Source organism: Klebsiella sp. S69 (assembly GCF_016516145.1).
Classification (GTDB): Bacteria; Pseudomonadota; Gammaproteobacteria; order Enterobacterales; family Enterobacteriaceae; genus Klebsiella; species Klebsiella oxytoca.
In genome coordinates this window covers 59,224-74,550 of sequence record NZ_JACVUU010000024.1, presented here as the reverse complement: position 1 = coordinate 74,550, position 15,327 = coordinate 59,224, and the positions used below count along the sequence as shown (strand labels likewise).

General features: G+C 49.2%; 14 protein-coding genes and 1 tRNA gene. 9 read left to right on the top strand and 6 right to left on the bottom strand.

The genetic code is table 11. The features are described from left to right. Positions 1-25 precede the first annotated feature (25 nt). The 3 genes from IAE27_RS22100 to IAE27_RS22090 all read left to right on the top strand — a co-directional run bounded on the left by IAE27_RS22100 (position 26) and on the right by IAE27_RS22090 (position 2,884). Positions 26-301 carry an oxidative damage protection protein gene (locus tag IAE27_RS22100; RefSeq protein ID WP_004105744.1) on the top strand — a complete coding sequence of 92 codons (276 nt, stop codon included), beginning with the start codon at positions 26-28 and terminating at the stop codon, positions 299-301. A 47-nt stretch (positions 302-348) separates the two neighbouring features. Further along, positions 349-1,434, top strand: a complete 1,086-nt coding sequence (gene mltC, locus IAE27_RS22095) for a membrane-bound lytic murein transglycosylase MltC (RefSeq protein ID WP_004105745.1) — start codon at positions 349-351, stop codon at positions 1,432-1,434. A gap of 193 nt (positions 1,435-1,627) precedes the next feature. After that, positions 1,628-2,884: a nucleoside permease gene (locus IAE27_RS22090; RefSeq protein WP_016807921.1), complete on the top strand. Its 1,257-nt coding sequence runs from the start codon at positions 1,628-1,630 to the stop codon at positions 2,882-2,884. A gap of 66 nt (positions 2,885-2,950) precedes the next feature. Here the strand turns inward: IAE27_RS22090 and IAE27_RS22085 are convergent, their stop codons facing one another. Further along, on the bottom strand, positions 2,951-5,089 hold the full coding sequence (locus IAE27_RS22085) for an ornithine decarboxylase (RefSeq protein WP_142475508.1): 2,139 nt from the start codon (positions 5,087-5,089) through the stop codon (positions 2,951-2,953). A 437-nt stretch (positions 5,090-5,526) separates the two neighbouring features. On the opposite strand from IAE27_RS22085, the gene IAE27_RS22080 reads away from it, so the two are divergent. The 3 genes from IAE27_RS22080 to IAE27_RS22070 all read left to right on the top strand — a co-directional run bounded on the left by IAE27_RS22080 (position 5,527) and on the right by IAE27_RS22070 (position 8,046). Further along, positions 5,527-6,243: a DUF554 domain-containing protein gene (locus IAE27_RS22080; protein WP_004105748.1), complete on the top strand. Its 717-nt coding sequence runs from the start codon at positions 5,527-5,529 to the stop codon at positions 6,241-6,243. 105 nt (positions 6,244-6,348) lie between these two features. Continuing rightward, positions 6,349-6,424: transfer RNA gene (locus IAE27_RS22075), tRNA-Phe, on the top strand. Positions 6,425-7,134: 710 nt separating this feature from the next. Further along, positions 7,135-8,046 (top strand): alpha/beta hydrolase, encoded by a 912-nt coding sequence (locus IAE27_RS22070; protein ID WP_115239192.1) that lies wholly within the window; start codon positions 7,135-7,137, stop codon positions 8,044-8,046. Positions 8,047-8,258: 212 nt separating this feature from the next. Here IAE27_RS22070 and IAE27_RS22065 read toward each other — a convergent pair whose 3' ends face one another. Then, a complete protein-coding gene (locus IAE27_RS22065) occupies positions 8,259-9,152 on the bottom strand; it encodes a PHP domain-containing protein (protein ID WP_049591553.1) in 894 nt (297 codons plus the stop codon). Positions 9,153-9,306: 154 nt separating this feature from the next. After that, complete coding sequence (locus tag IAE27_RS22060) at positions 9,307-10,173, bottom strand: nucleoside deaminase (protein ID WP_224257920.1); 867 nt, start codon at positions 10,171-10,173, stop codon at positions 9,307-9,309. Between the two features lie 388 nt (positions 10,174-10,561). On the opposite strand from IAE27_RS22060, the gene IAE27_RS22055 reads away from it, so the two are divergent. Beyond that, entirely contained in the window at positions 10,562-11,110 is a 549-nt protein-coding gene (locus IAE27_RS22055; RefSeq protein WP_004105759.1) for a LuxR C-terminal-related transcriptional regulator, read from the top strand. A 39-nt stretch (positions 11,111-11,149) separates the two neighbouring features. On the opposite strand, the gene IAE27_RS22050 is transcribed toward IAE27_RS22055, so the two are convergent. Both IAE27_RS22050 and IAE27_RS22045 read right to left on the bottom strand, forming a co-directional pair. Then, positions 11,150-11,623 (bottom strand): hypothetical protein, encoded by a 474-nt coding sequence (locus IAE27_RS22050; RefSeq protein WP_004105761.1) that lies wholly within the window; start codon positions 11,621-11,623, stop codon positions 11,150-11,152. Next, on the bottom strand, positions 11,616-12,440 hold the full coding sequence (locus tag IAE27_RS22045; protein WP_154022536.1) for a winged helix-turn-helix domain-containing protein: 825 nt from the start codon (positions 12,438-12,440) through the stop codon (positions 11,616-11,618). The genes IAE27_RS22050 and IAE27_RS22045 overlap by 8 nt, the downstream gene beginning before the upstream one ends. Positions 12,441-13,077: 637 nt before the next feature. On the opposite strand from IAE27_RS22045, the gene IAE27_RS22040 reads away from it, so the two are divergent. Then, a complete protein-coding gene (locus tag IAE27_RS22040; RefSeq protein WP_004105765.1) occupies positions 13,078-13,482 on the top strand; it encodes a VOC family protein in 405 nt (134 codons plus the stop codon). A 143-nt stretch (positions 13,483-13,625) separates the two neighbouring features. Here IAE27_RS22040 and IAE27_RS22035 read toward each other — a convergent pair whose 3' ends face one another. Beyond that, entirely contained in the window at positions 13,626-13,991 is a 366-nt protein-coding gene (locus tag IAE27_RS22035; protein ID WP_224227548.1) for a RidA family protein, read from the bottom strand. Between the two features lie 791 nt (positions 13,992-14,782). Between IAE27_RS22035 and IAE27_RS22030 the strand changes: the two genes are divergently transcribed. Beyond that, on the top strand, positions 14,783-15,301 hold the full coding sequence (locus IAE27_RS22030) for a fimbrial protein (RefSeq protein WP_004105769.1): 519 nt from the start codon (positions 14,783-14,785) through the stop codon (positions 15,299-15,301). Positions 15,302-15,327 lie beyond the last annotated feature (26 nt).

Sequence of the window (15,327 nt, the reverse complement as noted above, 5' to 3'; positions counted from 1 at the left end):
TTCTGGCGATTAAAGAGGATTAAGAATGAGCAGAACGATTTTTTGTACTTTCCTGCAGCGTGAAGCCGATGGCCAGGATTTTCAGCTGTATCCGGGCGAACTGGGCAAACGTATCTATAACGAAATCTCTAAAGAAGCCTGGGCCCAGTGGCAGCACAAACAGACGATGCTGATCAATGAGAAAAAACTCAGCATGATGAACCCCGAGCATCGCAAACTGCTGGAGCAGGAGATGGTTCAGTTCCTGTTTGAAGGTAAAGACGTACACATCGAAGGCTATACGCCGCCAGAAAAACAGTAAGGGCCTGACGGCCCTTTACCACAACAAACACAACACGCACTCCCGGAATGATGAAAAAATACTTAGCGCTAGCGCTGATTGCGCCTTTGCTCGTTTCGTGTTCCAGCTCAACCAAAAAAGGCGCCGAGTATAACGAGGCGTGGGTGAAGGACACCAACGGCTTTGATATTCTGATGGGCCAGTTCGCCCATAACATCGAGAACATTTGGGGTTATAACGAAGTTCTGCTCGCCGGGCCGAAGGACTACGTCAAATACACCGACCAGTATCAAACCCGCAGCCACATCAACTTTGACGCCGGGACGATTACCGTCGAAACCATCGCCGGCACTGACCCGGCCGGGCGTCTGCGCCAGGCGATTATTAAAACCCTGCTGATGGGCGATGACCCTAACTCCATCGACCTCTATTCCGACGTCGATGACATTCAGATCTCAAAAGAACCGTTCCTGTATGGTCAGGTCGTGGATAACACCGGTGAGTCGATTCGCTGGGAGTGGCGCGCCTCACGCTTTGCGGACTACCTGCTGCAAACGCGTCTGAAAAGCCGCAGCAACGGTCCGCGCATGATCTACAGCATCACCATCAACCTGGTGCCGAACCATCTCGACAAACGTGCGCATAAATACATTGGCATGGTCCGTCAGGCGTCGCGCAAATATGGCGTTGATGAGTCGCTGATCCTGGCGATTATGCAAACCGAATCGTCCTTTAACCCCTATGCAGTCAGCCATGCCGACGCGCTGGGGCTGATGCAGGTGGTGCAGCACAGTGCCGGGAAGGATGTGTTCCGCTCGCAGGGGAAATCCGGCCTGCCGAGCCGCAGCTATCTGTTCGATCCGGCCAATAATATCGATACCGGGACCGCCTATCTGGCCATGCTGAACAACGTCTATCTGGCCGGTATTGCTAACCCCACCTCGCGTCGCTATGCGGTGATTACCGCCTATAACGGCGGCGCGGGCAGCGTGCTGCGGGTCTTCTCCAGCGATAAGATTCAGGCCGCGAATATCATCAATAATATGACGCCGGGCGACGTTTATCAGACCATCACCAGCCGTCACCCATCCGCCGAATCGCGCCGTTATCTCTACAAGGTAAACACCGCGCAAAAAGGCTACCGCCGCAAGTAATCCTCTGCCAACGCCCTTGTTTCCTCAAGGGCGCCTTCCTTCTGCTATACACAATAGAGTTGCGCAACTGTTTTGCGATTTTCTGCGGCAGTTAACAAAAGCATCCACCCCATGAATGATAGAATCCAACCAAAATAACGCTACAAATGTTATTTAAAACACAAAACAATTCTATATCCGTGAGGATCAAAACATGAATCTTAAGCTGCAGCTCAAAATACTGTCGTTCCTGCAGTTCTGCCTCTGGGGGAGCTGGCTGACCACGCTCGGCTCATATATGTTCGTTACCCTGAAGTTTGACGGTGCGGCCATCGGAGCGGTTTATAGCTCGCTCGGTATCGCTGCGGTATTTATGCCGACGCTGCTTGGTATCGTTGCCGATAAATGGATCAGCGCCAAATGGGTTTACGCCATTTGCCATCTGGTCGGCGCGCTGACGCTGTGGCTCGCCGCCCAGGTCACTACGCCGGGCGAGATGTTCCTCGTCATCCTGCTTAACTCGCTGGCCTATATGCCGACGCTGGGGCTGATTAACACCATTTCCTACTACCGCCTGCAGTCTGCGAACATGGATATCGTGACCGATTTCCCGCCGATTCGCATCTGGGGTACCATCGGTTTTATCCTCGCCATGTGGGGCGTCAGCTTCTCCGGCTTTGAGCTGAGCCATATGCAGCTCTATATCGGCGCGGCGCTCTCCTTGCTGCTGGTGCTCTTCACTCTGACGCTGCCGCATATTCCGGTAGCCAATCAGCAGAAAAACCAGAGCTGGACCGCCATGCTGGGCCTTGATGCCTTCGCGCTGTTTAAAAACAAACGTATGGCGATCTTCTTTATTTTCTCGATGATGCTGGGCGCCGAACTGCAAATCACCAATATGTTCGGCAACACCTTCCTGCACAGCTTTGATAAAGATCCGCTGTTCGCCAGCAGCTTTATCGTGCAGCACGCCTCGGTGATGATGTCGATTTCGCAGATCTCGGAAACCCTGTTCATTCTGACCATCCCGTTCTTCCTCAGCCGCTACGGCATCAAGAACGTGATGCTGATTAGTATCGTGGCGTGGATGCTGCGCTTCGGCCTGTTCGCTTACGGCGACCCGACTCCGTTCGGCACCGTGCTGCTGGTGCTGTCGATGATCGTTTATGGCTGCGCCTTCGACTTCTTCAATATCTCGGGGTCGGTGTTTGTGGAAAAAGAGGTTCGCCCGGAAATCCGCGCCAGCGCCCAGGGAATGTTCCTGATGATGACCAACGGTTTCGGCTGCATACTTGGCGGGATGGTGAGCGGCAAAGTGGTGGAGCACTTTACCGTCGAAGGGATTACCGACTGGCAAACCGTATGGCTGATTTTCGCCGGCTATTCGCTGGTTCTGGCGTTTGCTTTCGTCGCGCTGTTTAAATACAAGCACGTTCGCGTACCAGCCGGTGCGCAGACCGTCGTACATTAAATAAACGGCTTCACCCGAGATGTACGAATAAAAAAAGCGCCCCGGTGATATCAACGGGGCGTTTTTTTATGCTTTCAGCACATAGCCATACAGACGCTTAATGCCGTCAAAGTCCGTTTCGCTATAGACCCCCTGGAGCTCCGGCGAGAAGCCTGGCAGCATATTGACGCCCTCCTCCAGCGCCAGAAAATAGCGCAGCACCGCCCCGCCCCAGATTTCGCCAGGCACGACGCACAGCACGCCCGGTGGATACGGTAGCGCGCCCTCCGCCGCAATGCGCCCTTCCGCTTCGCTTAAGCGCACCAGTTCGACGTTACCGCGAATAAACTCGCGGTTGGCGTCCTGCGGGTTCATGACCGCCCGCGGGAAGCTCTGCTTGCGGAACATCTCTTTTTGCAGATCCTTCACCTCAAAGCTAACGTACAGGTTGTGCATCTCCTGACACAGCTCGCGGATGGTGTAGTCCCGATAGCGCACCGGGTATTTGTTAACGATGCTCGGCAGAACCTCGGCCAGCGGCGTATCCGATTCGATATGCTGCTCAAACTGGGCAAGCATCGCCACCAGCTGCGCCAGCTTCTCCGCGCTTTCGGCGGGGGTCAGCAGAAACAGAATAGAGTTCAGATCGCACTTCTCCGGCACAATGCCGTTTTCGCGCAGATAGTGGGCCAGAATGGTCGCCGGGATGCCAAAATCAGTATATTCCCCGCTCTGCGCATCGATTCCTGGCGTCGTCAGCAGCAGCTTACAGGGGTCAACGAAGTACTGTTCGCTGGCATAGCCCTCAAAGCCGTGCCAGCGCGCGCCCGGTTCAAAGCTAAAGAAGCGCCGCTCGCGGGCGATGGTTTCGGTGGGGTGATCCTGCCACGGGCGTCCCGCGACCATTGGCGGAATAAACGGCTGGATCATTTTGCAGTTAGCGATAATCGCTTTGCGCGCGTCAATACCCAGCGCCACGCATTCGGCCCACAGGCGGCGCCCGCTCTCCCCTTCATGGATTTTGGCATTCACGTCGAGAGCCGCGAACAGCGGATAAAACGGGCTGGTCGAGGCATGCAGCATAAAGGCGTTATTCAACCGCTTATGCGGGCAAAAACGCGCCTGCCCTCGCAGATGGTTATCCTTTTTATGGATCTGCGAAGTTTGCGAAAAACCGGCCTGCTGTTTATGCACCGACTGAGTAACAAAAATGCCCGGGTCATTCGGCGTCAGGTCCAGCAGCAGCGGCGAACAGTCGGCCATCATCGGAATAAACTGCTCGTAGCCGACCCAGGCCGAGTCAAACAGGATGTAATCGCACAGGCTGCCGATTTTATCGACCACCTGGCGGGCGTTATATACCGTCCCGTCATAGGTTCCGAGCTGGATCACCGCAAGGCGGAACGGGCGCGGCGTATCGGCTTTTTCCGGCGCCGTCTCGCGAATCAGATCGCGCAGGTATTTTTCATCGAAGCAGCGATCGTCAATCCCGCCGATAAAACCGAACGGGTTGCGCGATGCTTCAAGATAGACCGGCGTCGCGCCTGCCTGAATCAGCGCCCCATGATGATTTGATTTATGGTTATTGCGATCAAACAGCACCAGATCGCCGCGGGTCAGCAGCGCGTTAGTCACCACTTTGTTCGCCGCCGAGGTACCGTTAAGGACAAAATAGGTTTTATCGGCGTTGAAGACCTTCGCCGCGAACTTCTGCGCGTGTTTGGCCGATCCTTCATGAATCAACAGATCGCCAAGCTTAACGTCGGCGTTGCACATGTCGGCGCGAAAGACGTTCTCACCAAAGAAGTCGAAGAACTGCCTCCCCGCTGGATGCTTCTTAAAGAAGGCGCCGTGCTGATGGCCGGGGCACGCGAAGGTGCTGTTATCCATCTCTACGTACTGAGTCAGCGTATCGAAGAACGGCGGCAGCAGGTTCTCTTCATAGTCGCAGGCGGCGGCTTCCAGTTCGAGCCACTCCTGCTCTTTGCCGCTAACGATGGCCGTCACGCCTTCTGGTTTTTCGTGCTCAGCTTCGCTGAACAGATAGACCGGCAGGTTAAAGCCCGTGCGTTTCAGCAACGCAAGGATGCCACTGCGGCTGTCCGCCACGGTAATGACGACTGCCGCCACATCGGTAAAATCAGTACTGTCCAGGGCCACCACGCGACGGTGGGTGGACAGGTGGGATACCAGCTCGCGGCTGGCGGCAATGTGCATTGATTTCATGAGCGCGAATACCCGTTTCCGGAGAGTAAAAGGCTTAGGCCAGGGCATCTCTGCTCTGGCCAACGAACTGTCAGGGTCTGGCTGGATCCCAGCTCCGACCGCCAGACATCAGTAAAAGCAGACCGCGTCCGATCTTACTGTTGTCCTGCAGTGAGCCTGCGTTACGCTCACCGCATGACGGGCAGAAGTTGCAGAGTAAGGGTAGCAAGACGAGGCAGCCTGCGCATCTGTACGCAGCGGCACTGGTGATGTAGTGGCGATGTCGTCATCCCGGCGGCCTCATTCAGGGGAGGAGAAAATTCGCGCAATCATGTCACCTTTAAATGTACCGTGCAAGATGAATTACGTATGCAGCGACCCCACGGATGCGCAAGCCTTTTGGCCAGCTTCGCGCCATAATAATGCAGTCATTAGGGATAATTAACAGGAGTCATACTGTGGTTACAGGGCCATTTATTAACGCCGGTGCGGTCCTTTTGGGCGGCGTACTTGGCGCACTCTTAAGTCAAAGATTGCCGGAACGGATTCGTACATCAATGACCTCTATTTTTGGGCTGGCGTCGCTGGGCATCGGTATTCTACTGGTGATCAAATGCGCCAACCTGCCGGTGATGGTGCTTTCAACGCTGGTGGGCGCGCTGTTCGGCGAAGTATGTAATATGGAGAAAGGCATTAATACGCTGGTGAGTAAGCTTCAGCAGCTGCTTTCGCCAAAAAAGGGCCAGATAAAGAGTTCGGCGCATGAGTCGTATATTCAAAGCTACGTCGCGATTATCGTCCTGTTCTGCGCCAGCGGAACCGGGATTTTCGGCGCGATGCGCGAAGGAATGACCGGTGACGCCAGCATTCTCATTGCCAAAGCGTTTCTCGACTTCTTTACCGCCACCATTTTCGCCTGCACCCTGGGGCTGGCGGTCTCGGCCATTTGCGTGCCGATGCTGGCCATCCAGCTGGCGCTGGCGGCCTGCGCATCGTTGATTATGCCGTTAACCACGCCGATGATGATGGCGGATTTCAGCGCTGTCGGCGGGATGCTGCTGGTTGCCACCGGTTTGCGCATCTGCGGAATTAAAATGTTCGCCGTGGTGAATATGCTGCCGGCCCTGGTGCTGGCGATGCCGATTTCGGTAGCCTGGACGGCGTTTTTCGCCTGAAGATGCGTGCTTTTGACGCAATGTGGTGATAGATTGTTCAGTCTGCTGCGAAACAGATAAATTTCGTTGACGAGGTGCGGCGAATCAGGTTTAATGCGCCCCGTTGCCCGGATAGCTCAGTCGGTAGAGCAGGGGATTGAAAATCCCCGTGTCCTTGGTTCGATTCCGAGTCCGGGCACCACTATTTAAAGAACCCAGCCTATGGCTGGGTTTTTGCTTTTCTGCGAGCGGACTCTCCATCGAACTCCGTTCGATTATTCGCCGCACGGCGGCTCACCCCTCCGGGGCCAGCGCGACAAGCGCGCTGTTCAACGCCTGCGGCGTTAGTCCGAGTCCGGGCACCAACCATTCAGAGAACCCAGCCTATGGCTGGGTTTTTGCTTTTCTGCGAGCGGTTTCTCCATCGAACTCCGTTCGATTATTCGCCGCTCCGCGGCTCACCCCTCCGGGGCCAGCGCGACAAGCGCGCTGTTCAACGCCTACGGCGTTAGTCCGAGTCCGGGCACCACTATTTAAAGAACCTGCCCACAAGGCGGTTTTTTGCTTTTGGGGAGCCAGCACTAGCTTCCCTTCAAAGTCCCCTCCCCCTCTCTGCCAGAAAAAATTCATTGCCAGGGATTTTGCCTGCCCCACGCTCTCTCGCATCAATTGCCTGAGCGTAGGTCCGCTTGTTTTGCGGGAAAAGCCTTATCACCAGCGTCGTTGAAAAAATAAGCTATTTGTCGGTTAGTAGGGAAAGATAAAAAAAAGCCGAAGAATTTTAATAAACTTATAATGTGGCGTATTTCTCAGATTGTTTATGAATGAGTAAATAAATTAATGCCTATTAAAATGCAAAAAAAGCACTACCGACAATTATTATTTCTGGCGTAAGCAGCAAAAGGAATTAAGATGCTGAGTAACGGAGCAAAAGATTATAAAGCTAAGCTATTTGAAAATCATGATGAAAATATTCATTTTCTTTTGAATACCCCACTATTCCTTCAGCGCCAGGTCTGGGAGTCTGCAGCCATAAAGGCAACACTACCTGCGGGTGTATGCATCGAAACGGTTAACGATACAGAGATAACTGCGGAATGGATTTCATATCCCGATTCGATAAATACCAGGATTATTCTCTATTTCCACGGCGGTGGAAATTCTCAGGGATCGTGTCTGACTCACAGAAAACTCGCTGCCTGTCTCGCACAATATTCTGGTTGTCGAACTCTGGTACTGGAATATCCTCTGGCGCCAGAAAATCGATTTCCTGCGGCCTTATTAAATTGTCATCAGGCCTATTTATGGCTGCTTGCTAATGGTTATTCAGCAGAGGACATTATCCTCGCGGGAGACTCCAGCGGTGGTGGACTGGTCATGTCGCTTTTACTCCTGTTAAAACAGCATCAAGATCCTTTGCCGGACTCGTCTGTTCTGCTGTCTCCCATGTTAGATTTCACACTTTCTGGTAAGAGCATAACGCTGTGTAAGGGTCTCGATCCGCTGCTTTGCATAGAAGACCTGATAATGACCGTGAAATACTACTGTTCGGACAGTGAACGAAGCGATCCTCTTGTCTCTCCCCTGTTTGGTGATTTGTCTGGACTTCCTCCCGTATTTATTCAGGTGGGAAGCGAGGAGTTATTGCGCGATGATGCATTACGCCTCTCCCGATATGCTAAAAAGGCTGGGATGCAAGTTGAGCTTGAGATATGGGACGGGCTCTGGCATGTATTTCAGTCATCGGTAGGAAAGGTACCTGAAGCGGATGAGGCGTTACAAGCCGTAGCTAAATTTATCCGAAGCAGAGAGTCATTGCCGTGAAACGTGGCTCTCAACAATACTATGCGCCCCCATAAAATATACGCGATTTTGTGACTCTCTATTTAGAGGCACAACGAAGGTGGTCCATCTCTTTCTCTGACTGACAGCAGATACCTCTTCCTGTGCCTCTTTTCCTGCTTGATAATACCTCTACGCATAATCATTTGTCCTTGTTATTTAATAACTCGCCCAGAGCCGGTAGATTTCAGGCGTCAATAAAGATCAGCCTGCTCGAGGATTTCCAGGGTTTTCGGTAGCGCGTCACGCCATGGTCTACAGTCGCCAGGCTTAATGTTGGGTTTGTTTTTACCATGAAAGTCACTGCCGCAGGTCGCCAGCAGCGATTTATCCAGCGTGTAGTGATAAAGTTCGCGACATAGCTCCTCATCATGATAGCTGGAGAACACTTCCACGCCGCGTACGCCAAGCGGCAACATCTGGTCAATCACCGCCAGCGGCTTTTCCTTCACGTTAGCGCCGATATGCGCAATGACCGGAATGCCGCCGTTGTCGATTATCAGCGCCGCCATCTCCGCCATCGGCGGCAATTCCACCGTCACCTGGCAGGGTTTGCCTCGGCCAAAAAAGTCCCAAAAAAAGTTAATTAACGGCATATCGCTGCGCGCATTCCCCGCGCGGTAAGGCAGCAGCAGATCATGATTCAGGTTGCGCGCATCCTCTAAAATAAGTTCTGCCATCTCCTCTTCCTGCGGGACCCGATCGCCGGCCATAGCATACAGGCGCTCTTCATCAAGCTGGAACCCCAGCGCCCGCAGTTTCTCCAGCTTTAGCGGCGTCGCGGCAGTTTCCAGACGATGGAAGTTGTGTTCGACGGCGTCAAAATCCCGGCTGTCTCGACGAAAACCGTAGCCCAGCAGATGATAATTATTGCCCGCAAACGCGCAGTCGATTTCAATCCCGGTCATCACGCTTACGCTATTTGCTCTGCCATAGCGAATAGACTCCTCAACGGATCGCGCCGAGTTGTGATCGGTTATCGCCAGGGCCGCAAGATTCGCCGCTTTAGCCATGGTAAGCAGATCGCTGACCGGGAAATCGGCATCGTTGCTATATGCCGAATGCATGTGCAAGTCGATTAATTTCATGACTTCTCCTTTAAAAGTTTTAACATTACGCCGCTGATCGCCTGCTTAGCCCTGTTGAATCGCCGATGGTTAACGGATAGCTTTGCTTTTCAGGAAGCTAAAGTCCGTTAACGGCCCTGGAACAATCAGGCACATCGCTTATGGCAACACACGTTCAATCCTCAATAGAAATAGATTCTTCGCAGAAAGAGGAATATGGTCTGAGGTTATTATAATTTCGAGAGAAGCGAAGTCGGCTATCTATCTTTTTCACTAACATATCGGTGGACTCTTCATTCAGGAGTTTGCAAACGTGCCGGGTATCAAGGCGCAGAATTCTGCATGCCTCAAGCGTTGGGCAGAAATTCATAGAGTGGAAAGTAATTTGCTTCTCTGTTCTGTTCACCACGGGCATTTCGACCTCTGCAGCGTGGAATCGCATTATAAGTAAGCGGTGTGCGGTGTCTAATAAATGGCTATCGCCAATATTCAACCCGGCTTTATTTTGGCAGAACCATGCAGTACGCCGGGCAATGGAATCCGCGTTCAGCGCCTTAAGGTCTTCATCGGTTGCGTTGCGCAGATGATTAATTTCGCTGCGAACGTCAGCACGATAGAGAATTGCGCATTCCCGCCGCAGAATACCTTTATGAACAATGACCTCTGTGCCCGCCTTATCAAAAGCCTCGACGCACTGAAATGCAATCCGCCGCCGCCCTTGAGCAAGTGCATCCTGAATAGAAAAACCAAAAGCTATTTCGCTTATCCCGGACCAGGCGATGGCAAATGCGCACATAGGACAAGGCTCACTGGTGGATATCAGTATGCACCCGTTTAAATTTTTGCCAATTTTTTGGCTGGCAATTTTAATCGCGTTGATTTCAGCATGTGAGGTTGCGTCTCCCTCTGTTTCCTCATAGTCATGCGCCGCCGCAACCATCTCACCATCCTTGATGATAACGGCGCCAAAACCTTTATTCCCCTCACGCAAACTCTCTTCAGCTTCACCAATGGCAACACGCATCCAGAATTCTAGTTCCATAACCCCATTCATAAAACCACATCCCGCAAGTGAATTTATTTATGGCACCTGGTGACAAGTGCTATACGCTGCGTAAAAAGATAAGATGATTAATACGCATGAGATTAGTAAAGCACCAATCACAACCACGATATAATGACGCAAATCAACGTTAAGATTATTCCAAGCACATTAAAAGACGATTATTATTTAATAAGGAATTTTCCAAATGTTATTTATATCTTATCAGACACCTCAAAAAATCATACAACTCCTTGTTTACTATAAGTTTTACCATTTAATATGAGAAAATAAGAAAATTTAAGACGAGATAAGTTTGAATTTCTGAACAATCAGATATAGTCATTGAATACGACACATCATGAGTGAAATGCTTACGGGAGTTATCATGGCTATCTTCATCATCAGCAATAACCAGTATCTTCGAGATGGCATTATCTGTGTCGGACAATATAACGCGATGGAAATCAAAAGCTGTCAGTGTGACGACCCGCAACTCGATCGTTTAAACTATGAAGATATTGTTATCCTGCATCTGAGTTTAGAAAACAAATGCAACGCCAGCAAACTTTCCTCGTTAAACCAGCGATGCAAAGTATTACTGATTCTGAGTTCGTCGCAGCATGCACTCATCTGTGATGCAGATACCGTGATAAATGCTAAAGCGCCGCCGGAAGTCATAATGAAAGCGCTCCGCTGCCTGATCAGACGGGTTAAGTGTAAACCGACCAAAAACCAGCGCTTAAGCAAAATTGAAAAAATCATTCTCAACAAAAGCCTTGAAGGTAAAGATACGCATGTTATCGCTGAATCTCTATCGCTCACCAGTAAGATCGTCAGCAATTACAGATATGTGGCCTGTCGAAAAATTGGCGCAGGGAAGCTAACTGATTTACTCATTATAAAAGACCATTTAAAGGACGATTATGCCAGATAATTGTGGATGATAAGCAAGCCTGACTCATCATCCTTACCGTTAATTAGCGCAATACAGTAGCGGTCGTGACCCAATTTTTATCAGAAAGCTATGCTCATTTTGCTTTGAGATAATATAGCTTATTTTTTCATTTGGATAAACGTAAAAGTCAGGCAGGATGCTGGCCAGGAACTCATCCGACACGGAGTCAATGTTACCGTATCGGTTTATTTCTCTGGAGTGGAAATGGTGAGTTTCATGATTTTTGACCATATCATAGATGACATCTCTTCTGATATGGCCCTGCAGTTTCCCGCCATCCAGATAGCTACCGCTGACCGCAACGGTACCCTTACCTTCAGCAAGTGAATACATGAAATTTAAGGTCAAATTAGTTTGTGTATTATCCTTGAAGACCACGAGCGATGCCGTACACTCTTCCTTATGATGTATTTTATCGTTCACAAAATTATAGATCCCCCCTGCCAGAGCGCCAGAAATAAAAAAGCCAATCACAATTTTTATTCTATTCATGTACAATTCCACGAAAAGAGAGAGTAACACATCCGGCAGAAACCTTCGCGGTGTAGCTTTTCCTGCAAATAAACACTATAAAACCTGGAGTCATCTGCGACATGGAAAAATAAACAAAGGGATACTTCTTACAGTCCAGTCCGGATTTGAAAATCAAAGACTTATAACTATTAAATTTATCAATGCTGGCATGATTATCATCTATGGTATAAAAATGGCAACCGCGATCGCTTTCAACTAATGTATAGCTGCTAAAAAAGGGCTTTTCATCATTAAAGTGCCAGAGGTAATGCAGAGAAAAAAAGCCCGCCAGTAAACTCAATGCCATAATCAAGAGTGTGACAGCCTTTGAGCGGGCGTTTTTCTTATCAGCCGTATGCACGGTAGCCACAGATTCAGTGGTTGCTTTTTTTCCCGCAACGCTATCCTGCACCGCGAGAGATGCATCAGCAGAACCTACTGAATCTAAAGATATTTTTTCACGTTTTTCAATGTTAACGTTGGCATTGATATGAAAACCTTTACGCGGCACCGTCACGACTAATGAGTTATCCGTTTCTCCGACATCGCGCAGTCCGCGCCTGACAATCGATATGTTTTGATACAAGGTATTTGCAGGAACCAGGATCCCCTCATCTTCCCAAACTTTTTTAAAAAAAGTCTGCTGGCTGACCAGCTCCGGTGAGGCTTCCAGTAAAAGAACAAGACAGTGGCTTGCCGGAGCCGTCAATGTGACGCTCAGCGCCGGGTTTTTCAACGAGATTAACCGCTTATTTTCAGGCCAAAATTCTATATTTTTGTTTATGATCCAATACATATGCTATTCGCGGTTGATATGTTAAAAGAGGTTAAAAGGGTAAGGAGGTGATCAGTGTAGCTGGAATTACATGCATTATAGCTAATTATATGATTGAAAAAACATATGTGACGTTTTAATTTTTAATGCTGAGTCTTTTCGGCTGTCAAACTTCACCAAAAACGTCCGCGCCCATAAACGTATTAGCCGGTTAATGGTTAAAAATTTACGAAACGTCGTGATTAAAAATGTAGGTTTAAAACGAATAAACCCTGAAACTACAATCAGTTATTGCCCAACGAAGATGTTTTTTATCAGTCCCGTCGGCGTGTTAGCGCTAATGGTCAACGCTATCCTTAGCGTCAAAAGAACATAGCGCCCGGGCGTCGATCTTTTTTATCCCCGTTAAGTCTATTGTTTTTTACTGTCGGGAGCCCGTGGTTCCCTTCTGACTGGATATAACAAATATTTATCATTCCAGCCTGCCACGCTGAGGGGAAGCGTCAGCACAGCATAAGTTAAGCACGATCCTTACCTCTTCTTTATTCATTATCGCCAACCTTATCCGGGAATTTTTCATGTAATATCTGAATTCACACCCGGTAAATATTCGTTATATCTTAGCTATGTTATGCTCTATTTTTAAAAAGGAGATGCTATGTTTTCTTATATTATGCTGGGAACCAATGACCCTCAAGCTTCCTATAAATTTTATGCGCCTTTGATGCGCGTGCTTGGCCATCCTCTCGATGGGCGTAGCGAAAAAGGCGCCGCATGGGGAACGTTCAAAGATAATCATACTACCGGATTATGCGTTGGAATGCCGTTTGATAATCTCCCCGCCACCCGAGGTAATGGCGTCATGGTTGCATTGAATGCGGTATCCGTTGAAATGATCCAGGAACTTTATAGATTAGCGATTGAGAATGGTGGCGAAGATGAAGGCCCACCGGCTTTTCGTCCGCACTACGGCGCTGATTTTTACAGTGCCTACGTTCGCGATCCTGACAAAAACAAAATCGCTTTTGTTTTTTACGACCCGGCAAAAAAAGCGATGGTTTAAAATCAGTTCCTCCGAATAAAATGCCTATTCGTGTGATAGCGATTTATTTTAGCGGGTCAGCAAGCCGGGAGGTCGATGCAATGGCTTCCCGGTTGAACAGCGAAACGGCGCGCCCCTGTCAATTACAGAAGAGGCGACATCGATTAACGACAGGCAATCGCATCAAGCTGAAAGAGCATACCTGTGGCCCCGCCAGCATGGGCAAACTCGGTTTGAATTGATTTTCTGGCGGGATAATGGCCGTTGAATCGCTGACGCATGACTTTTTCCATTAATGGGATATTCCATACGTCGCGAAACAGAGCATCAATTTTTACGACTGACTCCAGCGTCAGGCCGATAGCGTTAAGCCTTTCGCTCAAATTATCGAAAGCGCCATTTATCTGTTCCTCGATGGGCTTCCCGATGTTACCAATACAATAACTCACAAAGACCAAACCACAGGATTCGACCACTCCGGATATTGCCCAGCTTTCATTAATTTCGTGCCTTATAATCTTACTCATCATTGATCCTTTTAAATTTTATATGACTGAAAGCCAAAATCAGGTCACGATTTGTGAGTGCATGGCAAAAACGCGCGTCCCGTGACGTATCATAAAAAAGCCATAGCGTAATATCCTGGTTTTCCTGTGTCAGGGATAAACCCGGGACGTGAAGGTAAAATACACTTTTCTCAAGGAAATCATCTCATTTAATGCTAAAAACTGTCACGTGCTGCTACATGAAATGCCCTTAAAAAACCTTAAAGGTTCTTAAATACATTTAAAACCCCAAAATAGAATATTACAACCGATTGATTAGAAAGAACATTATCGATTTCATCTCTCGCTATTAAAATAATAACAACAGGTATTATGAAATATTAATAAACAGTCAAGGCAAAGCACCTTGTTAATATCTATTTAAATTAAGCGGGATTTTTAAACAAAATTACAACATAAAACCCAGGACAATAACCTGTAATAAAGCCGCCCTCAACCGCCCCCCCCTGTGGTTCGATAGTAAAAAACCAGATAAATGAAGAGGTAATGTTATTTAGTATTTTTGATAAGTACGCTTTGTGCCGTTTTTTGCCAGCAGCAAAAAATCATGCTGCAGCTTTTATATACCGGGATAGGGATTTTTCCAGGCGTAAGTCATGAACGTTCAAACATTCTTAATAAGACGTTTTCAGGTGCATAGAAATAACGGGGTCGTTATGTTGTTACCCAAGGCCATTCATGTGATATGGCTCTGTGAAACTTTATAGCAATATGCGCCGAATGACTTCGGTAGCTTATATTAAGGATAATGATGTATGAAAAAATTATCAGCAGTTGCGTTTGCATTTGGTCTGTTATCTGTGTCTGCATCTCAGGCACTGGCTGCAGATGCCACCGTTAACTTCAGCGGAACCATTCTTCAGGAAGCCTGTAGCGTAGCTACCTCGAATAATACTGTAAACGTTCAGCTCGGCACATTCGGTATCGCGCAATTCCCGACTGTGGGAACGACGACCCTCCCGGTTCCTTTTTCCATTAACTTAACGGGTTGTCCGGCATCAGGTGGTCCGACTGCCGCGCTGGTTACCTTTTCAGGCGCAGCGGATGCGGCAGGCGACCTGGCACTGACCGGCGGTGGCGCAACCGGTGTATCGATTAATATCAAAAAGGCTGACGGCACCAATATCGATATTAACTCCGCCGATTCTGGTATTGCGTTGACATCTGCCGCTACGCAGCAGCTCAACTTTACGGCTAATTATATCAGTACCTCAGCCGCTGTCACCGCGGGCCAGGCTAACGCCGTAGCCCAGGTAAATATCTCTTATATGTAAATATGTAATATGGCGGGGGTGCCAGC